This window comes from Nocardia sp. NPDC057440, assembly GCF_042802915.1.
GTDB lineage: Bacteria > Actinomycetota > Actinomycetes > Mycobacteriales > Mycobacteriaceae > Nocardia.
Genome location: NZ_JBHVDF010000011.1, coordinates 107,440 through 129,275, shown reverse-complemented (window position 1 = coordinate 129,275; position 21,836 = coordinate 107,440). Strand labels below are relative to the sequence as shown.

Annotated in this window: 20 protein-coding genes; 8 read left to right on the top strand and 12 right to left on the bottom strand. The window is 67.9% G+C overall.

The window, feature by feature from the left end:
* Window positions 1-2 precede the first annotated feature (2 nt).
* Together ACFU4Z_RS23035 and ACFU4Z_RS23030 are read right to left on the bottom strand one after the other, a co-directional pair.
* Window positions 3-938 (bottom strand): 4-(cytidine 5'-diphospho)-2-C-methyl-D-erythritol kinase, encoded by a 936-nt coding sequence (locus ACFU4Z_RS23035; RefSeq protein WP_379066275.1) that lies wholly within the window; start codon window positions 936-938, stop codon window positions 3-5.
* Window positions 939-1,081: 143 nt separating this feature from the next.
* On the bottom strand, window positions 1,082-1,834 hold the full coding sequence (locus ACFU4Z_RS23030) for an SDR family oxidoreductase (RefSeq protein ID WP_379066273.1): 753 nt from the start codon (window positions 1,832-1,834) through the stop codon (window positions 1,082-1,084).
* A 78-nt stretch (window positions 1,835-1,912) separates the two neighbouring features.
* On the opposite strand from ACFU4Z_RS23030, the gene ACFU4Z_RS23025 reads away from it, so the two are divergent.
* The 4 genes from ACFU4Z_RS23025 to ACFU4Z_RS23010 all read left to right on the top strand — a co-directional run bounded on the left by ACFU4Z_RS23025 (window position 1,913) and on the right by ACFU4Z_RS23010 (window position 6,176).
* Complete coding sequence (locus ACFU4Z_RS23025) at window positions 1,913-2,554, top strand: TetR/AcrR family transcriptional regulator (RefSeq protein WP_379066271.1); 642 nt, start codon at window positions 1,913-1,915, stop codon at window positions 2,552-2,554.
* A 204-nt stretch (window positions 2,555-2,758) separates the two neighbouring features.
* The gene (locus ACFU4Z_RS23020; RefSeq protein WP_379066269.1) at window positions 2,759-2,965 is read left to right on the top strand and encodes a heavy-metal-associated domain-containing protein; all 207 of its coding nucleotides are present in this window, start codon (window positions 2,759-2,761) and stop codon (window positions 2,963-2,965) included.
* Window positions 2,965-3,873, top strand: a complete 909-nt coding sequence (locus ACFU4Z_RS23015; protein ID WP_379066267.1) for a hypothetical protein — start codon at window positions 2,965-2,967, stop codon at window positions 3,871-3,873. The genes ACFU4Z_RS23020 and ACFU4Z_RS23015 overlap by 1 nt, the downstream gene beginning before the upstream one ends.
* The gene (locus ACFU4Z_RS23010; protein ID WP_379066265.1) at window positions 3,873-6,176 is read left to right on the top strand and encodes a heavy metal translocating P-type ATPase; all 2,304 of its coding nucleotides are present in this window, start codon (window positions 3,873-3,875) and stop codon (window positions 6,174-6,176) included. Before ACFU4Z_RS23015 ends, ACFU4Z_RS23010 begins: the two co-directional genes overlap by 1 nt.
* Before the next feature lie 321 nt (window positions 6,177-6,497).
* On the opposite strand, the gene rsmA is transcribed toward ACFU4Z_RS23010, so the two are convergent.
* From rsmA to ACFU4Z_RS22990, 4 genes are all read right to left on the bottom strand, one after another.
* Complete coding sequence (rsmA, locus tag ACFU4Z_RS23005) at window positions 6,498-7,379, bottom strand: 16S rRNA (adenine(1518)-N(6)/adenine(1519)-N(6))-dimethyltransferase RsmA (protein WP_379066263.1); 882 nt, start codon at window positions 7,377-7,379, stop codon at window positions 6,498-6,500.
* 146 nt (window positions 7,380-7,525) lie between these two features.
* Window positions 7,526-8,692, bottom strand: a complete 1,167-nt coding sequence (locus ACFU4Z_RS23000) for a lipase family protein (RefSeq protein WP_379066261.1) — start codon at window positions 8,690-8,692, stop codon at window positions 7,526-7,528.
* A 304-nt stretch (window positions 8,693-8,996) separates the two neighbouring features.
* Window positions 8,997-10,127 carry a transglycosylase family protein gene (locus ACFU4Z_RS22995; protein ID WP_379066259.1) on the bottom strand — a complete coding sequence of 377 codons (1,131 nt, stop codon included), beginning with the start codon at window positions 10,125-10,127 and terminating at the stop codon, window positions 8,997-8,999.
* 168 nt (window positions 10,128-10,295) lie between these two features.
* Window positions 10,296-11,123: a TatD family hydrolase gene (locus ACFU4Z_RS22990; RefSeq protein ID WP_379066257.1), complete on the bottom strand. Its 828-nt coding sequence runs from the start codon at window positions 11,121-11,123 to the stop codon at window positions 10,296-10,298.
* An 89-nt stretch (window positions 11,124-11,212) separates the two neighbouring features.
* Here ACFU4Z_RS22990 and metG point away from each other — a divergent pair, with 89 nt between their 5' ends.
* Window positions 11,213-12,817: a methionine--tRNA ligase gene (gene metG, locus ACFU4Z_RS22985; RefSeq protein WP_379066255.1), complete on the top strand. Its 1,605-nt coding sequence runs from the start codon at window positions 11,213-11,215 to the stop codon at window positions 12,815-12,817.
* Between the two features lie 180 nt (window positions 12,818-12,997).
* On the opposite strand, the gene ACFU4Z_RS22980 is transcribed toward metG, so the two are convergent.
* Window positions 12,998-13,750, bottom strand: coding sequence for an isocitrate lyase/phosphoenolpyruvate mutase family protein (locus ACFU4Z_RS22980; protein WP_379066253.1), 753 nt, complete (start codon window positions 13,748-13,750; stop codon window positions 12,998-13,000).
* Window positions 13,751-13,876: 126 nt separating this feature from the next.
* Here ACFU4Z_RS22980 and ACFU4Z_RS22975 point away from each other — a divergent pair, with 126 nt between their 5' ends.
* Window positions 13,877-14,536, top strand: a complete 660-nt coding sequence (locus ACFU4Z_RS22975) for an NADPH-dependent F420 reductase (RefSeq protein WP_379066251.1) — start codon at window positions 13,877-13,879, stop codon at window positions 14,534-14,536.
* A gap of 102 nt (window positions 14,537-14,638) precedes the next feature.
* Here the strand turns inward: ACFU4Z_RS22975 and rsmI are convergent, their stop codons facing one another.
* Window positions 14,639-15,511 carry a 16S rRNA (cytidine(1402)-2'-O)-methyltransferase gene (gene rsmI, locus ACFU4Z_RS22970; protein WP_379066249.1) on the bottom strand — a complete coding sequence of 291 codons (873 nt, stop codon included), beginning with the start codon at window positions 15,509-15,511 and terminating at the stop codon, window positions 14,639-14,641.
* Between the two features lie 234 nt (window positions 15,512-15,745).
* Here rsmI and ACFU4Z_RS22965 point away from each other — a divergent pair, with 234 nt between their 5' ends.
* Window positions 15,746-17,347 (top strand): dolichyl-phosphate-mannose--protein mannosyltransferase, encoded by a 1,602-nt coding sequence (locus ACFU4Z_RS22965; protein ID WP_379066247.1) that lies wholly within the window; start codon window positions 15,746-15,748, stop codon window positions 17,345-17,347.
* Between the two features lie 22 nt (window positions 17,348-17,369).
* Here the strand turns inward: ACFU4Z_RS22965 and ACFU4Z_RS22960 are convergent, their stop codons facing one another.
* Together ACFU4Z_RS22960 and arcA are read right to left on the bottom strand one after the other, a co-directional pair.
* A complete protein-coding gene (locus ACFU4Z_RS22960; protein ID WP_379066245.1) occupies window positions 17,370-17,729 on the bottom strand; it encodes a GntR family transcriptional regulator in 360 nt (119 codons plus the stop codon).
* A gap of 7 nt (window positions 17,730-17,736) precedes the next feature.
* Window positions 17,737-19,035 (bottom strand): arginine deiminase, encoded by a 1,299-nt coding sequence (gene arcA / locus ACFU4Z_RS22955; RefSeq protein WP_379066243.1) that lies wholly within the window; start codon window positions 19,033-19,035, stop codon window positions 17,737-17,739.
* 110 nt (window positions 19,036-19,145) lie between these two features.
* Between arcA and soxR the strand changes: the two genes are divergently transcribed.
* Window positions 19,146-19,631: a redox-sensitive transcriptional activator SoxR gene (gene soxR, locus ACFU4Z_RS22950; protein WP_379066240.1), complete on the top strand. Its 486-nt coding sequence runs from the start codon at window positions 19,146-19,148 to the stop codon at window positions 19,629-19,631.
* On the opposite strand, the gene ACFU4Z_RS22945 is transcribed toward soxR, so the two are convergent.
* Window positions 19,600-20,439, bottom strand: a complete 840-nt coding sequence (locus tag ACFU4Z_RS22945; RefSeq protein WP_379066237.1) for an SDR family oxidoreductase — start codon at window positions 20,437-20,439, stop codon at window positions 19,600-19,602. The genes soxR and ACFU4Z_RS22945 overlap by 32 nt on opposite strands.
* A gap of 146 nt (window positions 20,440-20,585) precedes the next feature.
* Window positions 20,586-21,713 (bottom strand): glycosyltransferase, encoded by a 1,128-nt coding sequence (locus tag ACFU4Z_RS22940; RefSeq protein WP_379066234.1) that lies wholly within the window; start codon window positions 21,711-21,713, stop codon window positions 20,586-20,588.
* Between the last annotated feature and the right edge of the window lie 123 nt (window positions 21,714-21,836).

The window sequence follows — 21,836 nt, the reverse complement described above, 5'->3', positions numbered from 1 at the left end:
CTTCAGCGCTTGCCCTGGCCCTCGCCGTTCAAGATACGAGCGCCGGGGACCGGGCCGCTCGCGGTACGAACACTGCGGCAGACACCGGCGCCCGCGAGTTCGGCGGCGACCGCCACGGCGGATTCCTCACTGTCGCAAAGGAAGGCGCAGGTGGGGCCGGAGCCGGAGACCAGGCCGGCCAGTGCGCCCGCGGTGACGCCCGCGCGCAGGGTGCGGCGCAGCTCGGGTTTCAGCGAGAGCGCCGCGGCTTGCATGTCATTTCCGAGCAGTGGCGCGAGCTGGTTCGGGTCGCCGGAGGCCAACGCCTGCATCAGCTGTTGCGGCTCGCCGAGCCGAGGCGGGGCGCCGTGCTCACGCAGGCGATCGAGTTCACCGAATACCGCGGGGGTGGACAGCCCGCCCTTGGCCAGTGCGAGCACCCAGTGAAAGGTATTGCGGGACAACACCGGAAGCAGCCGCTCGCCGCGGCCGGTGCCCAGCGCGGTGCCGCCGTGCAGCGCGAAGGGGACATCACTGCCCAGTTCGGCTGCGACCTCGGATAATTCGTCGCGGGTGAGTCCGAGATCCCATAGCTCGTTCAAGCCGACCAACGCGGCCGCGGCGTCCGCGCTGCCGCCCGCCATCCCGCCTGCCACCGGAATGCCTTTGCTGATGGCGATTTCCACCAGCGGGGCCCGGCCGGCCAGGTGCGCGAGCCGGACCGCCGCCTTCCACACCAGGTTGGTGCGGTCGGTCGGCACATCTGCCGCACCCTCGCCGGCGACCCGCACCATGAGCGAGGCCGACGGCGAGATCTCCAGGTCGTCGCTCAGCGATAGAGCTTGGAACACCGTGGTCAGATCGTGATAGCCGTCCGCGCGCAGGTCGCCGACGCCGAGATGGAGATTCACCTTGGACGGGGCGCGCACGATGACCGGGCTGGGCACAACTGACAACACGGTGGTCAAGCTTAGTGGGCGCAGCCGGACAACGTCCGTCCCAACCTGCGCCGGGCCGAGCGAAGGCGAGGCAGCCGCCTAGTAGGTGCCTACGACAGGTGCGCGGCTCGCGATGAGTCATTCACCGGATGTGAGTCATTCGGTTACAAGAGGGCGCCTCCGGTGGCATCGATCCATTGACCGGTGACCCAGCGCGAGTCGTCCGAGGCGAGGAACGCCACCACATCCGCGATATCGGCGGGCTGCCCGACTCGCTTCAGCGGGGAGTAGTCGGCCACCATCGCCTCGGCCTGGTCGTTGCGCAACCAGGCCGCGTTCATATCGGTGTCGATGATGCCCGGCGCAACGGCGTTCACAGTGATGCCGCGGGCGCCGAGCTGCTTGGCCAGGTTGGCGGTGAAGACGTCGATCGCGCCCTTGCTCATCGTGTAGGCGATCAGCTGGGGCATCGCGAAGCCGTGGGTGAGCCCGGTGGAGGTGTTGATGATGCGGCCGCCGTCGCGCAGTCGCTCGAGGCCGTGCTTCGTGACGAAGAACGGCGCCTTGGCGTTGACCGCGAAAACGCGGTCGAAGGCGGCTTCGTCAGTGTCGCCGATGGGCGTGCGGACATCGCCGACACCCGCGTTGTTGACAATGATGTCCACGCCGTCGGCGTGCGCGTCGAACGCCGCCCACAATGCCGCGGCGTCGCCGGGCACACCGAGCTCGGCCCGGATCGCGAACGCGGAGCCGCCCGCCGCTTCGATCGCCGCGACGGCCTCCTTGGCCGCTTCTTCGTTCCCGTTGTAGTGCACGGCAACCCGCGCACCGTCCCGTCCCAGCCGTTCGGCGATGGCGCGGCCGATGCCTCGGCTGCCGCCGGTGACCAGTGCCGTCTTGCCCGTGAGTGCACCCATGACGCGAGTTCCTTTCTCTAGTGATCGCTACAGAACGAACGTAGCATATTTTCTAGCGATCGCTATAGAATGATTTCCATGAGCGCACCCGCCCGGGGCCGACCCCGTTCCTTCGATCGCGACGCGGCGCTGGAGCAGGCGCTGCGACTGTTCTGGGCCCGCGGATACGAAGCGACGTCGATCGGCGACCTGACCGCCGCGATGGGCATCGGAGCGCCGAGCCTGTACGCCGCCTTCGGCGACAAGGCCACGCTGTTCAACGAGGTGGTGGCGGCCTTCGCCAGCCGTTACGGCGGATTCGTCGCGCGCGCACTCGCCGAAGAACCGACCGCCGAGGCAACGATGCGGCGCATCCTGCGCGAGGCGGCGACGGAGTACGCGCGGCCCGACTGCCCGCACGGCTGCCTGGTGATGAGCGCCGGACTGAACACCACCAGCGCCGAGATCGCCGCACTGCTGCGCGGCATGCGCAACCGGAACGTCGAGGTCTTCACCGCCCGCATCCAGGCCGATATCGACGCCGGCGTCCTGCCCGCGGACACCGACGCGGCCATGCTCGCCCGCTACATCGGCACAGTCATGCAGGGCATGTCCCAGGCCGCGCGTGATGGAGCCGCATCGGCCCAGCTAGAGCAAGTCGCCGAATGGGCCATGCACAGCTGGCCGGGCGCCGCGCCGGCGAAGGCCGGCACGCGGCAGGCATCGATAGCACGGCGATAGCCGAGCCCCGTGCCCGAATTCCAGCGTTCATCAGCACGACGCCATGGCCACGGGAACTATGAGCACGACGCAAACGACTACCTGACGACGCCACCGGCGCGGCCGATCGGTCACCACTTGCACGCAATACCCTTGGGGGGTATGTTCATTCATGTCGGGGATACCCCGGGTCCGTATGATCAATCACGAGCGAAGGAGTCGGACATGGCCACCACCACTTACACCGTTACGGGGATGACCTGCGGGCACTGCGTCAACTCGGTCCGCGAGGAGATCGGCAAGATCGACGGCGTGACCAGTGTCGACGTTGATCTCGCCACCGGCGCGGTCAAGGTCGACAGCACCACCCAGCTCATCGATGCCGATATCGTCGCCGCCGTGGACGAGGCGGGCTACGCGGTCGCCGTCTGATGCGGGACCGGCTGAAGTTCGCCGCGGTCGGGGGCGGGCTCGTCGCGCTGTTCGGCGTCGCGCTCGGAATCGGGGCCCTGGTGGGCGGTCCGGCCGAGCAGGCGCCGGACCACAGCGCGATGCCGCACACCGGCCGGGATGCGGCCACCGGGCTGTCGGACGCGCAATCCGGTTATGCCATGGCCGATGTGACCGCTCCGACGGAACCGAACCAGGCCGGTTCACTACGGTTCCGGATCACCGGGCCCGACGGGGCTCCGGTGACCCGATTCACCACCCGACACGACAAGAAGCTGCATCTGATCGTCGTCCGATCCGACACGACCGGGTATCGGCACGCGCATCCGACCATGGACGCCACGGGCACCTGGTCGATCGAGTGGAGTTGGGCGGCCCCGGGCACGTATCGCGTATTCGCCGACTTCGTACCGGAAGACGGTGCAGCCGGACCAGGCGATCTAGTGCTCAGCCGCACCATCACCGTCTCGGGAGCGGCCGTGCCGCAACCACTTCCCCCACCGGCACGGAGCGCGACGGTGGACGGATATCAGGTGACATCGGCAGGCGATCTCGGTACCGCGGGCAGCGAACTGCGCTTCGCCGTCGCGCGCGACGGCGTTCCAGTGTCCGATCTGGAGCCGTATCTCGGCGCATACGCACACCTGGTCGCCCTACGCGCCAGCGACCTCGCCTACCTGCATGTACACCCGCAGGGCGAGGTCGGCCGCACACCCGCGGGTCCCGAGGTGTCCTTCCATGCGCAGGCCCCGAGCGCGGGCGCGTATCGGCTGTATCTAGACTTCTCACACGGCGGATCCGTCCACACCGCGGAGTTCACGGTCGAGGTCGAATCATCCACAGTGCCATCCACATCCGGTGGCCACTCGCATCCGGGTGGCGGTCGCTGATGGCCACGCCCGCCGACCTGCGCTCGATCGAGCTGGAGATCGGCGGGATGACCTGCGCTTCCTGTGCCGCGCGGATCGAGAAGCGGCTCGGAAAGATCGAGGGCGTCACGGCCACCGTCAATTTCGCGACGGAAAAGGCAAAAGTTAGTTATCCACAATCCGTTTCGCCGGAACAGCTGGTCGAGCAGGTACACACCGCGGGTTATACCGCGCATATTCCCGCACCCCCCGCATCGGAAACCGACCGGTCCGATGAAAGGCCCTCAGCGCTCGATCGACTTCGACAACGACTGCTGATCAGCGCAGGGCTCGCGCTGCCGGTGGTCGCGATGGCTATGATCCCCGCGCTGCAATTCGATAACTGGCAATGGCTTTCGCTCTCGCTCGCCGGGCCCGTGGTGTTCTGGGGCGGCGCCGATTTCCATCGGGCGGCGCTCAGCAATGCCAGGCACGGCGCCGCGACTATGGACACCCTGATCTCGGTCGGCACCCTCGCCGCCTTCGGCTGGTCGGTGTACGCGCTGTTCTTCGGCCACGCCGGAATGCCCGGCATGAAGCACTCGTTCAGCCTGGGCATCGAGCGGGCCGATGCGGCGTCCAACGTGTACTTCGAGGTCGCCGCCGGGGTGATCGTCTTCATCCTGGCCGGGCGATATCTGGAAACCCGGGCCAAGGATCGGGCAGGCGCCGCGCTCCGAGCGCTGCTCGAACTCGGGGCGAAGGACGTTTCCGTGCTGCGCGGCGACGGCGAAATCCGGGTTCCGGTTGCCGAATTGCGCGTTGGTGAGCTGTTCCTGGTCCGCCCCGGCGAGAAGGTCGCCACGGACGGTGTAGTGGTCGAGGGCAATTCGGCCCTCGATCTGAGCCTGCTGACCGGGGAATCGCTCCCCGTCGACGTCGGCCAAGGCGATGTCGTCATCGGCGCGACGGTGAACGTGGGCGGGCTACTGACCGTGCGCGCCACCCGAATCGGCGCCGATACCCAACTGGCGCAGATGGTCGCACTGGTCGAAGAGGCCCAGAACAGCAAGGCGCCGGTACAACGACTCGCCGATCGAGTCGCGAGCATTTTCGTCCCGATCGTCTTTGTCATTTCGGCGCTCACGCTGGCATTGTGGCTGGCCACCGGGGCGTCGACCACAGTGGCGTGCGGCGCGGCCGTGGCGGTGCTGATCATCGCCTGCCCCTGCGCGCTCGGCCTGGCCACGCCCACCGCACTCCTGGTCGGCACCGGGCGCGGCGCTCAACTCGGCATCCTGATCAAGGGCCCGCAGGTACTGGAATCGACACGCCGGATCGACACGGTCGTACTCGACAAGACCGGCACGGTGACAACCGGGCAAATGACGTTGGCGGACATCGTCACAACGAACGGCGCCGACGCAGCGGGCATGATCTGCTCCGGAGACGAGACCCCGGCCGAGGGCGGCCCGCTCGCCGGCAGTGACGTGTCCGCGGACGAGCTGCTGACCATCGCCGCGGCGGTGGAGTACGGGTCCGAGCATCCGGTGGCGCACGCGGTCGTCGCCGCCGCGGCCGAACGCGGACTGGCGGTACCGACCGTGCAGCAGTTCAGCAACCATGGCGGCAAGGGTGTGCAGGGCGTCGTCGACGGACGCGCGGTGCTGGTCGGCCGCAGCGCCCTGCTGGAAGAGTGGTCGATCGCACTGCCCACACCGCTGGCCGCGGCCAAAGCCGCGGCCGAGAACGCGGGCAATACCGCGATCGCTGTCGCGTGGGACGGTGCGGCGCGCGGCGTGCTCGTTGTCGCCGACGCGATCAAACCGACCAGCGCCGAGGCCATTACCGAACTACGCCGCCTCGGAATGTCTCCCATGCTGCTCACCGGCGACAACGCCGCCGTCGCACGTACCGTCGCCGACCGGGTGGGCATCGACGAGGTGCTCGCCGAAGTACTGCCGAACGAGAAGCTGGAAGCAATACGGCGACTACAGGATTCGGGCAGAGTCGTGGCAATGGTCGGCGACGGCGTCAACGATGCCGCCGCGCTCGCCGCAGCCGACCTCGGTCTGGCCATGGGCACCGGCACCGACCTCGCCATCGAAACAGGCGATATCACCCTCGTCCGAGGTGACCTCCGCACCGTCGGCGCGGCCATCCGCCTCTCCCGCGCCACCCTGCGCACCATCAAGGGAAACCTGTTCTGGGCCTTCGGATACAACGTTGCCGCCGTCCCCCTCGCCGCTGCCGGGCTCCTCAACCCCATGCTCGCAGGCGCCGCCATGGCCCTGTCCAGCGTCTTCGTCGTCAGCAACAGCCTGCGCCTGCGCTCCTTCCGCTGACACCCGCATCGGCAATGCCCTCGCCCGCAGAGCAGCCACCGCCGCAATCGAGGAGATCATGCGCCGTATTGCCCGACTTGACTCCGACCGGTGCGCCACAACGCATCCAGAGTCCAGTGCTACGCGGCCTGCGCACACAACCGGTCACCCTCACTCACCCCGCAGTAGCGGCAACAACCGCTCTGATCGGACGCCGACGGGTGTGGCTCGAGGTCCGACAGTAGCGCCACGATTCATCGGGGTGAGTCGAATGGCGGCTATCCGTACTGTGCGCGACCGCCATTCGACTCCGCGCGGTTATCGGTGCCGACGGGGTCCGGGCTACGGCTGATTCGCGAGGCGGACGAAGGCCGCGGTGTCCAGGGTTTCCCCGCGCGCGGTGGGGTCGATGCCCGCGGCGACGAGGCGGCGTTCGGCTTCGGCCGGTGATCCCGCCCAGCCGGCGAGTGCCGCGCGGAGGGTCTTGCGGCGCTGGGCGAATGCCGCGTCGATCACGGTGAACACGCGACGGCGGTGTGCTTGGTCCATCGGCCACGGCGCTTCGCGGTAGCGCTCGACCCGCACCAGACCCGAATCGACGCGCGGCACCGGCCAGAAGACCTGGGTGCCGACCGCGCCCGCGCGGCGCACAGCGCCGAAGAAACCTGCCTTGACGCTCGGCACGCCGTAGGTGCGGTTGCCGGGTTCGGCGGCAAGCCGATCGGCCACCTCGGCCTGCACCATCACCAATGACGTGGTGATGCTCGGCAATTCGGCGAGCAAATGCAGCAGCACGGGCACAGCCACGTTGTACGGCAGATTCGCGACCAGGGCGGTCGGCACCGCGGGCAGGTCCTGCGCGGTGATCCGCAGCGCGTCGGCCGCGACGACCTCCAAGTGTCCGGCCAACTCCGGGGCCCGATCCGCGACCGTCACCGGCAGGTGTTCGGCGAGCACCGGATCGATCTCGACCGCCACCACCGAAGCCACCACATCCAGCAACGCCAACGTCAGCGACCCGAGACCGGGCCCGACCTCGAGCACCGTGTCCCCGCGCCCGACGCCCGCCGCCGCGACGATGCGCCGCACCGTGTTCGCGTCGTGCACGAAGTTCTGCCCGAGCTGCTTGGTCGGCCGCACACCGAGCCGCTCGGCCAGCGCCCGCACCTCGGCGGGCCCGAGCAGGGCAGCGCTCCCACGAGCGGAAATATCGGGTTCGGACACTGGAAGAACCTACCAACTCCGGCGCCGAGCCGACCTCTTGCCTCGACGCAACCGGTCCGGCAACAACGCGCCTCCCGCACATCAGCGCACCACCGACACAACAGCGCACCAGCCCGATCAGCGGTCCTCGCCACGGACCGGTGACATCAGGGCTGAGACGGCACCGCGAAGATGCGCGCGAGGAATTCGTCGAGCGCGGTCAACATCTGCTGGTTGAGCTGAGTATGTTTTCTGGTACCGACCACGGCCCGGAAGTCGACGCGATTGGCTACGAACTGGGCGACGAGCGCGGCGTGCAGCGGGGAGGGGACGACGGTGTCGGTCGCATTGAGCAGCAACAGGATCGGCGCGTCGTAGCCGCTGGTCGGCACGGTCATGTAAGCGTCGAGAGCAGCGCGCATCCGCTCGTCCGACAGCGGACGGGCCAGCAGGTCGCCGACGCCGAGACCCCGCACGCGCTCGATGATTTTGCCGGAGCATTCGGTACCGATGTCATCGAGGACGGACCGGCCGAGTGGGGTCAGGTATCCGTCGACATCGATATCGGGACGCGCCGCGCGTAGCCCGGCCAGGATGCTCACATAGAAGCTCATCCATTCTTCGGTGTTCGGAATCGCCGGGATGCCGGGCCCGGTCAGCGGGAGCAACTTTTCGACGTCGGACTCGGGGTCGATCGCGATGGCGCCGCGGAAGTCGAGGTCGGGGGCGTAGCTCACCTGCAGGTGTCCGGCGCCGAGCGCGGCCTGCCCGCCCTGGGAGGCGCCGATCACACCCCATGTCCGCGACAGTTCGGGCCGCGCCGCGCGCGCCGCGCGAACCAGGTCGATGGTGGCGGTCGCCTCGGTGCCGATTTCCAGGTACGGGTGCGGCCCGGTGTCGAACCGCCCGAGTCCGAGATAGTCGGGCGCCACCACGGCGTACCCCTTCTCGACCGTCCGCCGGATCATCTCGTCTTGTTTGGTCCGGCCGCGCCGGAACGGACTTCCGGCGGGGTCGGCCTGGCCCCCGCAGCCCGCACCGAGCCCTGTAGTGCCGTGGTCGAAGGCCATCACCGGCCAGCCTCCCGCGGGCGGCGCACCCGAGGGAACGAAGAGTGCTCCGCTGGCCGGCCGCGGCGTGCCGTCGGAACCGCGCATCCAGTACTCGATCACCGACCCGCCGGACATTCCGTGCCAACCATCCGCCTGCGCGACCGCGGAAATCAACACGCCCGGTTTCGACGCGCCCACCGGCGCACTCGTCACCCCTAGCGCAACTCCAGCAGTGACCACCGCGGCAATCACGGTCCGCCCGAACGTCCGCGGCAATCGCATCGAACAACTCATCTCGCCAACCCCAACCACCCCAAACTTGGACGAGTGTACAGTTCGGCGCCCCACCGCCAAAGTCTCTGCGGCGAATACTGAGCAATCCCATAAAGATACAGAGATCCTGTAGAAATCCGAGCACGCAACGCTTACTCGGCGAGCCCTTTCCGGTGACCGGGAAACTGATTTCGCAAGCACATAGGCAATTCACCGGGGCACCCCCGAAAAACTCGACCCGGCACCCAACGCAGGAGCAGACAGCAACCTCGCAGCACCCGACTCGTGTGGCCCGAATACGCGAAATGCCTGATCAGCCCCCGATGCCGAGGCGGCTGGTGCATGCGGGCCAAGCACCCCAACCCTGACGACCACGGGTGATTTCAGCAATAGCGATCTGCTCTTCCCTGGTCGCCATATCGGCCCGCGGCGCATACTTCAAGCCGCCCTGCCGTTCCCAGGTGCTTTGATCGAACTGAATGCCACCGAAATAACCGTTGCCGGTATTGATCGCCCAGTTACCGGTCGATTCACAACGAGCAAGCGCGTCCCAGATCGCACCATCGCGCACCGGCGGCACCTCGGTGCCCGGCTTGGCGCCCTTGCGGACGGTCTTGGGCTGCGCGGTCACCGTGATATTCGAGGCGATCGGCTGCCTGCCCTCTTCCTTGCCGTTCACCATGGTGACCGCGAAGGTGACGTCCTGCACCCCTGGCGCACCCGGCGTCTCCACCACGGTGCGGCTCATGTTCATCGTCGGGTCTTCGATGACGTTCTCCGGCGGATCCAACGGCAGCGTCTCCGTGCGGTTTTCGATCCGCTTGCGAGTCACCACGACGCGCAGGCCATCGGTCAAGGCCGTGTTCGCGGCGGGCTCGACGGAGTCCTGCTGAATCAGCGGAATGCCTGCGGCGGTGAGGAATTCACCGACCGTCGGCGCGGCGAGCCGAACATCGACCGGCTGCCCGAAGCCGTCGAGCAGCGACACCGAGCGCGGGCTGAACACATTCAGCGCCGCACCCTCCAGTGGCAGTCTTTCCTTGCGCGCCGGGGAAACGAAAGTGTCGGCGGGCAGGCGCAGCTGCTCGAGGACATCGCCCGCCGTCAATCCGGTGGACCACACCTTTTGCGGTGTGCCGTCCACCGACAGCGTGATTTCCCGCGCCCGGTTCAACTTGATCGTCGCGCCGTCGGCGATGGTCGCGGCCAGTGCGGGCTGAACGAGGTCCCGATCGTTCACATCGAATCCGGCGGCCTTCAGCACACCGCCGACATTGCGCGACATGGTGTTCTGCGTCGACATTTGACCGTCGACGACCACCGTCACCGTCTTGCGGTTCACGATCGCCATCGCGGCGCCGACGATCAGCGTCACGAGCAGCGCCGCCACCGCCGCGTACAGCATCGGCGAGCGAGACTGGTTGATCCTCGTGAATGGGGACATGGTCACAGTACGATAACGAAGAGGTCAGGGGTCGACAACCGGGGAATGCGTAGCGGGGACTTCGGCGATCACGAATTGATATCGCGACCGCAGGTAGATCACAAAACACACCCATGACAGTGACCTAGGACACAGCGAGCCTGTCAGGGGTCTTAACGCGACCGTGGCTCAGATGCCGTAGATACGACGCGCGTTAGCGGTGGTGATCTTCGCGAACTCCGCCGCATCCTGCGCACGCAGCTCCGCGAGCGCCCGCACCGTGTACGGCAGGCAATACGGTTCGTTCGGCGCACCACGGAACGGGTGCGGAGTCAGATATGGCGCGTCCGTCTCCACCAGAATCTGATCATCGGGCACCACCTTGGCGGCTTCCCGCAATTCGTGCGCGTTCTTGAAGCTCACGGTTCCGGAAAAGCTGAGGATGTAGCCCTCGGCCACGCAGGCCAGCGCCATATTGGTATCGGAGGAGAAGCAATGGAAGATCACCGTCTCCGGCGCGCCCTCGTCGAGCAATACCGTCAGCAGGTCGTGGTCGGCCTCGCGATTGTGGATCATCAGCGGCTTACCCAGGCGCTTCGCCAGGTCGATATGCCAGCGGAAGCCTTCGATCTGCGTCTCGATATCGGCGCACCCGTCGAGCTTGCCCGGCCAGTAGTAATCGAGTCCGGTCTCGCCGATCGCGACAACCCGCCGATCGGCGGCCAGCCGCTCCAACTCGGCCTTCGCCGCATCGTCGAGCGCATTCGCCCGGGTCGGATGCAGTGCGACGGCGGCGTACACCCGCGCATCCCGATTCGCGGCCTGCACGGCCCACTGTGCGGCGGCGAGATCGTCGGCGACGGTCACCACCTGTCCCACACCGACCGATGCCGCGCGGTCCACGATAACGGCCGTCGACGCGGCATCGGTCGCGCCGCAGGCATCGAGGTGGGTGTGCGCATCCACCAGGGGGGCAAGGGGTTCCGGTAGCGCGGGAGCCGGGCGCTTGTCGCTCATCTGCACGTCTCGGCAGACCGGATCACGGTGCCACGAGAAACGGCGCCTGCGGACAAGAGCGCAGCCGCGCCGCGTCCGGGGATATTCGCGTGAGGGTTGGAAACCACGCGCATTACAGTAGACACACCATGAGCGCAGCCGAACGCCCCGCCTTCTATGTCACAACGGCCATCGCGTACCCGAACGGTGCGCCGCATATCGGGCACGCCTACGAGTACATCTCGGCGGACGCCATGGCCCGGTTCAAGCGGCTCGACGGGTACGACGTGTTCTTCATGACCGGCACCGACGAGCACGGTCAGAAGGTGCAGCAGACCGCGATCGCCGAGGGCATCCCGGTGGAGGAACTCGCGGCGCGCAACTCGGACGTGTTCGAAGCGCTGGACAAGGCGCTCGACATCTCCTTCGACCGGTTCATCCGCACCACCGACGCGGATCATCAGGTCGCCAGCATCGCGCTGTGGGAGCGGATGCTCGCCAATGGCGACATCTATCTCGGCACCTACTCCGGCTGGTACTCGGTGCGCGACGAGGCGTTCTACACCGACGAAGAGACCACGCTGCTGGAGGACGGCACGCGAATCTCCACCGAGTCGAAGACGCCGGTCGAGTGGACCGAGGAATCGAACTACTTCTTCCGGCTGTCGGACTACCAGGACAAGCTGCTCGCGCTCTACGAGGAGCATCCCGAATTCATCGCGCCCGCGACCCGGCGCAACGAGATCGTCAGCTATGTGAAGGCCGGCCTGAAGGATCTGTCGATCTCCCGGACCACCTTCGACTGGGGCGTTCCGGTCCCGGGACATCCCGATCACGTGATGTACGTGTGGGTGGACGCGCTGACCAACTACATCACCGGCGTCGGCTTCCCGGACACGGAATCCGCCGCGTTCCAGCAGTTCTGGCCGGCCGACGTGCACATCATCGGCAAGGACATCTCCCGCTTCCACACGGTGTACTGGCCCGCGTTCCTGATGTCGGCGGGCGTCGCACTGCCGAAACGCGTTTTCGTGCACGGGTTCCTGTACAACAAGGGCGAGAAGATGTCCAAGTCGGTCGGCAATGTCGTCGACCCGCTCGCCCTGGTCGACGCCTTCGGGCTCGACGCGGTGCGCTTCTTCCTGCTGCGCGAAATCTCCTACGGCCAGGACGGCAGCTATAGCCACGACGCGATCGTCGGCCGGATCAACAGCGACCTCGCCAATGAATTCGGCAACCTGGTGCAGCGCAGCCTGAAGATGGTGGCGCGGGACTGCGACAGCGCGGTGCCGACCCCGGGTGAGTTCACCGACGACGACCGCGCCCTGCTCGACAGGGCCAATGGCCTGCTGGACCGCAGCCGCATCGAATTCGATGCCCAGCAAATGCATTTGGCGCTGGAAGCGATCTGGCTGACCCTCGGCGAGGCCAATAAGTACTTCTCGGCCCAGGCGCCGTGGACGCTGGCCAAGTCCGGCACCGAGGAAGACCTCGCTCGCGAGGCCACGGTGCTGTACGTGACGCTCGAGGTGCTGCGCATCGTCGCCATCCTGGTGCAGCCGGTGATGCCCGGTTCGGCGGGCAAGATCCTCGACCTGCTCGCACAGCAGAACCGCACCTTCGCCGACATCGCCACGCCGATCGAGGCCGGTGTCCCGCTGCCCGCACCGGAGGCGGTCTACCCACGCTATGTGGAGCCGAAAACCGAGGCGTAGCGACAACTACGGGCAAGAGCCTCCGACCTTCTCGCGAAGGTCGGAGGCTCTTGCGTATTCGAGGTCAGCCGGTCCAGCGCTGCCGAACAGACGGTCGCGCACGGTGACGAGGCGGGTAGAGCACGCCCCGACCGAGAGCGGCGACGTCCTCGAGACCGTCGCCGACCTGGTCAGGGCGGTCTACTTCCAGCGGTCGAGTAGCCGGTTCGCCTCAGCGGCGAGCGCGAACTGCAGGAAGGGCCCGAAGCTTATGCGGGCGACGCCCTGGGCCGCGAACACCGCCTTGTCGGACTCGCCAGGCACCGCAACCACGCTGACCGGGAGCGGCAGTTCGCTCGTCAGGCGACGCAGGTCCGTGTCGGAGTGGCGGCCGACGGGGAACAGCACGTCGGCGCCCGCCTCGGCGGCCAGCTTCAGTCGTGCGATGGCGCGGTCGAGGCGATCGGATTCGTCGCCGTCCGCGCGCAGGAACATGTCGGTGCGGGCGTTGACGACCACGTGCACACCTGCCGCGTCGGCGTACTGACGCAGACCGTGCACGAAGGCCGCGTGCTCCTCGGCGCCGCGCAGCCGACCGTCCTCGCTGTGCACGGTGTCCTCGATATTGAGGCCGATCGCGCCCGCCTCCAGCAGCCCCTCGATGAGCTGGGCGGGCTCGAGCCCGTAGCCGGATTCGATATCGACCGACACCGGCACCTCGACGACCTCGGTGATCTGACGGACCCGGGTCAGCAGCTCAGCGAAGGTCATCCCCTCGTTGTCGCTGCGGCCGATCGAGTCCGCGACCGGATGGCTGCCGAGGGTCAGTGCCGAGAAACCCGCGGCCACCGCGAGGTTTGCCGACCACGCGTCCCACACCGTCGGAAAGACGGCGGGATCGCCGGGGCGATGCAGCTCGAGAAATGCCTTGGCCTTGCCTTCCAGTGAGGTCATGGGATCGATTGTGTCAGCCTGCAGCGAAAACCTGCTCGGGTGTCACGCATGGGAACGCGGCGAGCCGCCGCGGATGGCAGAGTCTGCAACGGGAAAAGTACAGCTACGCAAGATGATTGGAGCAAGATGAAGGTCGGCATCATCGGTGCGGGACACATCGGCGGCGGGATCGCCCGCCAACTGGCCGGAGCCGGGCATGAGCTCATGCTCGCGTTCAGCCGCGACCAGGAGACGCTGAGGGCTCTCGCCGCCTCGATCGGGCTGGCGGTCACGGTCGGGACGCCAGCGGAAGCGGTCGCATTCGGCGAGGTGGTGGTGATCTCGGTGCCGTGGCCGGTGCTGCCCGAAGCCTTACCGCAGCTGGGTTCGCTGGCAGGCAAGATCGTCATCGATACCACCAACCAGTTCGGCGCGCCGCAGCCACCGGAAGGGCGCACCGCCGCCCAATTCAACGCCGAGCGGATGACGGGCGCGCGCTACACCAAGTCGTTCAACACTCTCACCGCCGCATTCCAGGCGCAGACGGCGACCAGAACCGGCGACGACCGTGTCGTGCAATGGCTGTGCGGTGACGACGCCGAGGCCAAGAGCATCGTCGCCGGGTTGATCACCGACGCGGGCTTCGTCCCGATCGACCTCGGCGGCACCGCCGACGCGTCGGTGATGGAAGCCCCGCGCCGCGCAGGCGCCGTCTACGGCGAGGAATACCGCGCAGCCGAGGCAACGGCCGTCGCGGACGCCGTCGCCGAGGGCAAACCCATTCCCGCCACCCCCACCTACCAGTAGCCCCACCCTCCCCCACGGCAACGGCGTCAGTGAAATGGTGGTTTCGGGCCTGGCCCGGGCCGCCATTTCACTGCGCTCGATCTCTCGCTCGACTCGGCCGGACTACTCTGCGTGGTCGCGGCGGGCCGCGAGGACCGCGTCGTAGAGCTCGTTGCGGGAGGCGCCGTTCGCGGTGGCTACTCGGGCGCAGGCGTCCTTGAGGCGCAGTCCTTCGGCGGTGAGGGCTTCGACCTCCTCGACCAGATCCGCGGGATCGGCGGACTTGGGTTGCGCACCGGCGACGACCACGGTGATCTCACCGCGCGCGCCGTCGACGGCCCAGGCCGCGACCTCCGCGAGCGTGCCGCGCACCACCTCTTCGTAGGTCTTGGTCAGTTCGCGGCAGACCGCGACTCGTCGATCCGGTCCGAGCACCTCGACCGCATCGGCGAGGGAATCGGCCAGCCGGTGCGGCGCTTCGAAGTAGACACAGGTTCGGGGCTCGGTGATCAAAGTGCGCAACCACTCTCGGCGCTGGCCGGACTTTCGCGGCGCGAAACCGTCGAAGCAGAACCGCTCCACCGGCAAGCCGGACAATGCGAGCGCGGTCGTCACCGCGGACGGGCCGGGCAGGCAGGTCACCGGAAGGTCGCGCTCGACGCACGCCGCGACCAGGCGATAGCCCGGGTCGCTGACCGACGGCATACCCGCGTCGGTCACCAGCAGCACCGTCAGCCCGTCCTCGATATCGCCGAGTAAAGCCGGGATCTTCGCGGTCTCGACATGGTCGTCGAACCTGACCACCCGCCCGGTGATCTCCACCCCGAGCGCCTTCGCCAGCGCTCGCGTCCGCCGGGTGTCCTCGGCGGCGACGATATCGGCGGACCCGAGCGCGTCGCGCAGTCGCTGCGACGCATCACCGATGTCACCCATCGGCGTCGCACCGAGCACCAGCCTGCCCGCCGCGTTCGCGCCGGTTGCCGCCTCGTCCGTCACCGCACTCCTACCTCGGCCACACATCGGCCTCGTCCAGACAATTGCCCCGTTAGCAGCGTATAGACCGGGCGCTGTCGATCCCGACCACGCCCACCGAAGGCCGGCCATCCGCTGCTGATCCGGATCATCTGCCCACTCGAAACACCCCCGTCGGCAGTCGCACGCACTGTGATTCGCGCGGCGGCACGCTCACCGATGCGCATCCCCTCGGGGCGCACAGCATACGATCGGGGCGTGACCCAGGTGACCGACCAGCGCGCGACCGCACCAGGGGCCGTGCCCTCCTGGTCGAGCCCCGCGCCTCTGCGGCCGTCGCCCGATTTCGGGCCACTCGACACCGTCCGCGGCTGGGCGGTCACCGTGTTCCTGACCGCGATCGCGGCGGTGACACGGTTCACCAACCTGGATTACCCGACCGACGCGCACACTCCGGTCTTCGATGAGAAGCACTACGCCCCGCAGGGCTGGCAGATGCTCACCGGCGGCTGGGTCGAGGACAATCCCGGCTACGGGCTGGTGGTGCACCCCCCGGTCGGCAAACAGCTGATCGCGATCGGCGAGTGGATGTTCGGCTACAACGGCTGGGGCTGGCGCTTCACCGCCGCGCTCGCGGGCACTCTGCTGGTGTTGCTGGTCATCCGCATCACGCGGCGGATGACACGATCCACGTTGATCGGCGCGATCGCGGGCATTCTGCTGATCGCGGACGGGGTCACCTTCGTCTCCTCACGCATCGGCATGCTCGACATCTTCATGGCGTTCTTCGTCACCGCCGCCTTCGGCTGTCTCATCGTCGACCGCGACGAAGTCAGAGCGCGGATCGCGCGCGTCGATGCCGAGGGCCGCATCGACGCGAGTCCATGGGGTCCGCGCCTCGGCGTGCGCTGGTGGCGATTCGGCGCGGGGGTGATGCTCGGGCTCGCCTGCGGGACCAAGTGGTCCGGCATCTATTTCGTCGTTGCCTTCGGCCTGCTCAGCGTCTGCTTCGACCTGACGGCGCGGCGGACATACGGGGTGCGCCGCCCCTGGTTCGGTACCGGGCTCCGGGATGTCGGTCCCGCGCTGTACGCGCTGGTGCTCATCCCGCTCGGCCTCTATCTCGCCTCCTACTGGGCCTGGTTCGCCAGCGAGGACGGCGTGTACCGGTACGCGGTCGGCAATCAGGTCGGACGGGGCGGGGTCTTTTCGTGGCTGCCCGATGCGCTGCGCTCGCTGTGGTTCTACAGCGGAGAGACCCTCCGTTTCCACGACGGTCTCACCAACTCGGCCGGCAACCATCACCCCTGGGAGTCCAAGCCGTGGACCTGGCCGATGGGGTTGCGGCCGATGCTCTACTACTACGCCGACAACGGCGTCACCGGCTGCGGCCAAACCCAGTGCGTGAAGGCCGTGATGCTGATCGGCACGCCCGCCATCTGGTGGATCGCGTTCCCGATGCTCGCCTGGGCGCTGTGGCGCACCATTGTCCGTCGCGACTGGCGCTACGCCGCCGTTCTCGTCGGCTACGGCGCCGCCCTGCTGCCCTGGTTCTTCACCCTCGATCGGCAGATGTACTACTTCTACGCCGTCGCCCTCGCCCCGTTCCTGGCGATGGGTGTGGCGCTGGTGCTCGGCGACATCCTCGGTCCCGCTCGCAGCAGTCCGTTCCGCCGCAGTGCCGCGGGCACCTTCCTGCCCGCGGCACCCAACGAGCGGCACAGTCTCGGACTGCTGGCGGTCTGTATCTACCTCGGCTTGGTCATCGCCAACTTCGTCTGGCTCTGGCCGATCCTCACCGGCATGGCGATCACCCCCGGCAACTGGCACGCTCATCTCTGGCTGCCCAGCTGGCGGTAGTGCTGCTCGGCCGACCGCGGACCTAACTTTCCAGCGCGGATGTCACGTAGTGCAGGGCGGTTTCGTTGTCCAGACCGAGTCGGCGAACAACGTTGACATAGTCGGTGGCGGCCCGGCCCGCCGCGTCCTTGGTCGGATCACCGGAGGAGGCGATGAAAGAGCCTTGCCTGCCCCGGGTCTCGACGACACCGTCGGCCTCGAGTTCGCGATAGGCGCGAGCGACGGTGTTCGGCGCGAGACCGAGTTCCGCCGCCAGTGCACGAACCGTCGGGATCTTCGTTCCCGCGGTCAGCTCGCCCGACCGCACTTGCGCGATGACGCCCATCCGCAGCTGCTCGTAGGGCGGCACGGGCGAATCATGGGTGATGGTGATGCTGAACATGGCTCGCTCACACGTCGTCTCGGGACAGTGGACAGGAGAGGCAGCGTGGGCCGCCGCGCCCGGAGCCCAGTTCGGAACCGGGGATTCGGAGCACTTCGATGCCCGCGTCGGTCAGCCGGGAGTTGGTCATCTCGTTGCGCTCGTAGGCGACGACCACGCCCGGCGCGAGCGCCAGGGTGTTGTTGCCGTCGTCCCACTGCTCACGCTCGGCGGTGACGCCGTCGAGCCCGGTGTCGATAACCCGCATCTTGCCGATGCCCATCGCCTCGGCGGCCGCGGGCAGGAACGGGTCGGGACCGCGCATGCTCACTCCACCGCCGTCCCGGCTGCCGTAGCCGTCTTCGCGGTGAATCGTGAATGCGCACAGCGAGTCCCGCACGGCCGGGTACATCACGATGGCGTCGGTGTCGACCATCGTGCACACCGTGTCCAGGTGCATGGTCGCGCGATTCTGCGCGATCGGCACCACCAGCACGGTGTGCGCGAGACCGTCATCGAACAGACTGCGCGCCAATGCTTCCGCCCCGGCGGGCGAGGTTCGCTCGCCGACGCCGACCGCTACGACTCCGGGTCCGAGCAGCAGCACGTCGCCGCCCTCGATGGGCGCGGTGTGCGATTCGTAGGCGCGGCGCACCCCGAGGAATCGGGGATGGAAGGCATAGATGAGGTCGGTGAGCGAGGTCTCGCGCATCCGGGCGGGCAGGGCGAGCGCGGTGATGGCGACGCGCGGCCCGACCCAGAACGAGGAGTCCCTGGTGAACAGCAGATTCGGTAGCGGATCGATGACGAAATCGGCGCCGTGGTGCATCCGGCGCACCAGCGAAGGCGTGTTGGGGCCGAACGGCAGTTCGTCGAAGGTCATGCCTGCCATCAGAATGTCGGCCAGTTCACGCGCGGGCACGCCGCGCAGGTAGGCGGCCAGTTCGTCGGCGAGCCCGTGCCCGAGCCTGCGCGCGTCCACGGCCCCGGAGATGCCCTGGATTCGGGCGGCGCCGCTGACGTCGAGGGTGTCCGCGAGCAGGTCGGCGAGCAGCAGCACCTCGACGCCGCGCTCGCGCAGCACGCCGGAGAAGGTGTCGTGTTCCTGCTGCGCCCGCTCCACCCACGGGATGCCGTCGAAGAGCAGCTGATCGTTGTTGCGCGGGGTCAGCCTGCGCAACTCGTCACCGGGCCGGTGCAGCAGCACCGTGCGCAGTGTGCCGACTTCGGACGTGACCGCGAGGCGCCCGCCAGGGTCGCCGACGCCTCCACGCCCGTTCCCGTCCGGCTCGCCTGCGTGCCCACCCTGCACAGCCTCTGCTCCCATGATCCGACCGTAGTTCGCCGAGGGCTCGAGAGCACGCAATTGGGGTGTGTCCAATTCTACCCCAGCACACCCTAACCTGAAGTATTGTTTAGGTGAATGGAGGAGTGTTGATGTCGACAACCGATTGGCGAGCAAAGGAACTGACCCCCGGGCAGCTGTCCGAGCGTAGCGGAGTAGCGGTGTCCGCGTTGCACTTCTATGAACGCGAGGGTCTCATCTCGAGCCGTCGTACCAGCGGAAATCAGCGCAGATACGCGCGCGAGACGCTGCGGCGCGTCGCATTCATCCGTATTTCGCAGCGCGTCGGCATCCCGCTCAGCGATATCCGCGCCGCGCTGGACAGACTGCCCGAAGGCCGCACCCCCACCCGGCGCGACTGGGAGACCCTGTCCACCACCTGGCGGACCGACCTCGACGACCGCATCACCCAGCTGACCCGGCTACGCGACAACCTCACCGGCTGCATCGGCTGCGGGTGCCTGTCACTCGGCAGCTGCAGGCTGGTCAACGAACACGATCGGCTCGGCGAGCAGGGACCCGGCGCCAGGGTGCTCGACGTGCAGCTCAACTGCCCGTCGAAGCCAGCAGCCTGCTGAAACGAGCGCTGACCCCGCGGATGACGAATTCGTAGGGGTAGGCGAATTTCCGCGACCACCAATACCCGAACCGGATGTCGAACGAGGTGTAGACCAGGAACCTGTTGCGTTCGATACCGCGAAGGATCTGTGACGCAACATGTTCCGGCTCCACCGCATGTTTGGTGAACGCACCGGCCAGCCGGCGCACCCGCGGGTCGTCCTTGTCGATGCCGACCAGATCGAAGGACTGCACCAGCGGCGTGTTCACCGCGCCGGGCACCACCAGATGCACCGAAATGCCATGGCGCTCCAGATCGAATCGCAACACCTCGGAGACGCCGCGGATGCCGTACTTGCCCGCGCTGTAGGCGGCATGCCACGGCAGCGCGAGCAGGCCCGCCGCCGAGGACACGTTCACCAGCGCCCCGCCCCTGCCCGCCCGCACCATCGGCGGCACGAAGTTCTCGATGACGTGGATCGGGCCCATCAGGTTGACGTCCACCATCTTTCGCCAATGCCGGTGTTCGAGGTTCTCGACGGTGCCCCAGGTCGAGGTGCCCGCAATGTTCATCACGACGTCGAGGGTGCCGAACTCCGCGTGCACGTCCTTCGCGAACGCGGTGACCGCGTCGTAGTCGGTGATGTCCAGCGCCCGTGCGAGGAGCACGACGCCGCCTGCCGTGCCGATGGCCGACACCGTCTCGTCGAGTCCTTCGGCATTGATATCCGTCAGCACCACCTCGGCGCCGTCCGCCGCCGCGGCGAGCGCACTCGCTCTGCCAATCCCGCTGGCGGCGCCCGTCACCAACACCTTGGCGCCACGCATCGTCCTACGGCCTGCGCGTCCGCGACCAACCATTCGCACCGGTGAACCCCATCTCCCTTAGCCCCGAATCGGTCCTCGCAGGGTACTGCGCGCCGCCCGATCGGCTCCGCGGGATCATCGGCAATTCGCGCGGCAGGCGCAGGCGATCATCGGCCGAGGACCGCGAGCATCCCCGCGACCGCCCGCGGCCAGGTGAATTGCTCGGCCCGGCTGCGCGCGGCCTTCCTGCGCCCCGCGGTCGGTAATGCCAGCACATCGGTGACCGCTCGGGCAAAATCCGAGGGATGATCGGCGGCCACCGCGCCGCACTCCGCGGTGACGATATCGGCCAGCGCGGACGATCGGCTGGCGACAACCGGCGTCCCGGCCGCGAGCGCCTCCAGCGCGGCGAGGCCGAAGGTCTCGTGCGGGCCGGGCGCCAGCGAAACGTCCGCGGTGGCCAGTAGTTTCGCCACCATCGACCGATCCGAGATGAACCCGGTGAAATGCACCGCCGGTAACCCGCCCGGCAGTACCGGCAGCGCCTTGGCGCGGCGTTCGAGCGCCTCGCGCCGCGGGCCCTCGCCCGCGACGACCAGCCGCACCTCCAGGCCCGCCTTGCGCAGCGCGCCCACCGCCTCGATGCTGCGGTCGACCCGTTTCTCCACCGAGAGCCTGCCGCAGTGCACCAGCAGCGGATGCCCCGGCACACCGAGATCGGCCCGCAGCGCGTGATCGCGCCGACGCGGACTGAACAGCTCCAGATCGACGCCGAGCGGCACAAGTTCGACATTCGACGCACCGACGCGCAGAAACTCCGCGCGCGCGAACTCCGTTGTGCACACCACGATGTCGTAGTCCGCGGCGGTCCGCCGATTGGCCACGTCGGCACAGCGGCGGGCGACGGGACCCGGCATGACCTGGCCGAGCAGCCGATCCAGCCGTTCGTGCGAGATCATCACGCTGGCCACTTCGCGTCGCCGCGCCCATCGACCGAATCCGCGCAGCGTCAGCCGATCGGACACCTCCAGCACGTCAGGACGCAAGCCCGCCAGCACGTCGGCCACCCGCCGCGGATCCGCCGCGCGGTAGCCGCCGGTCCATGGAATACCCAAGGCGGGCAGGGTAATACGCACCGCACCGGTCGGCAGTAGTTCTTCGGCGCGGCGCGGCCCCGGCACGATCAGCACCACCTCGTGTCCCGCCGCCACATAGCCCTCACCGAGGTGATGCAGTGCGGTGCGCAGCCCACCGGACCGGGGGCCGTAGAAGTTCGCCAGCTGCACGATGCGCACTCCGCCGATCGTGCAGCGGATCGGGACCGGTGCGCCCAACGGCGCGTGAACAGCCGTGAAAGAACCGCCGAATGACACTGCCGGACCGAAGTCCGTTGATAGCCGCGCCGGGCCGAGCGAAGG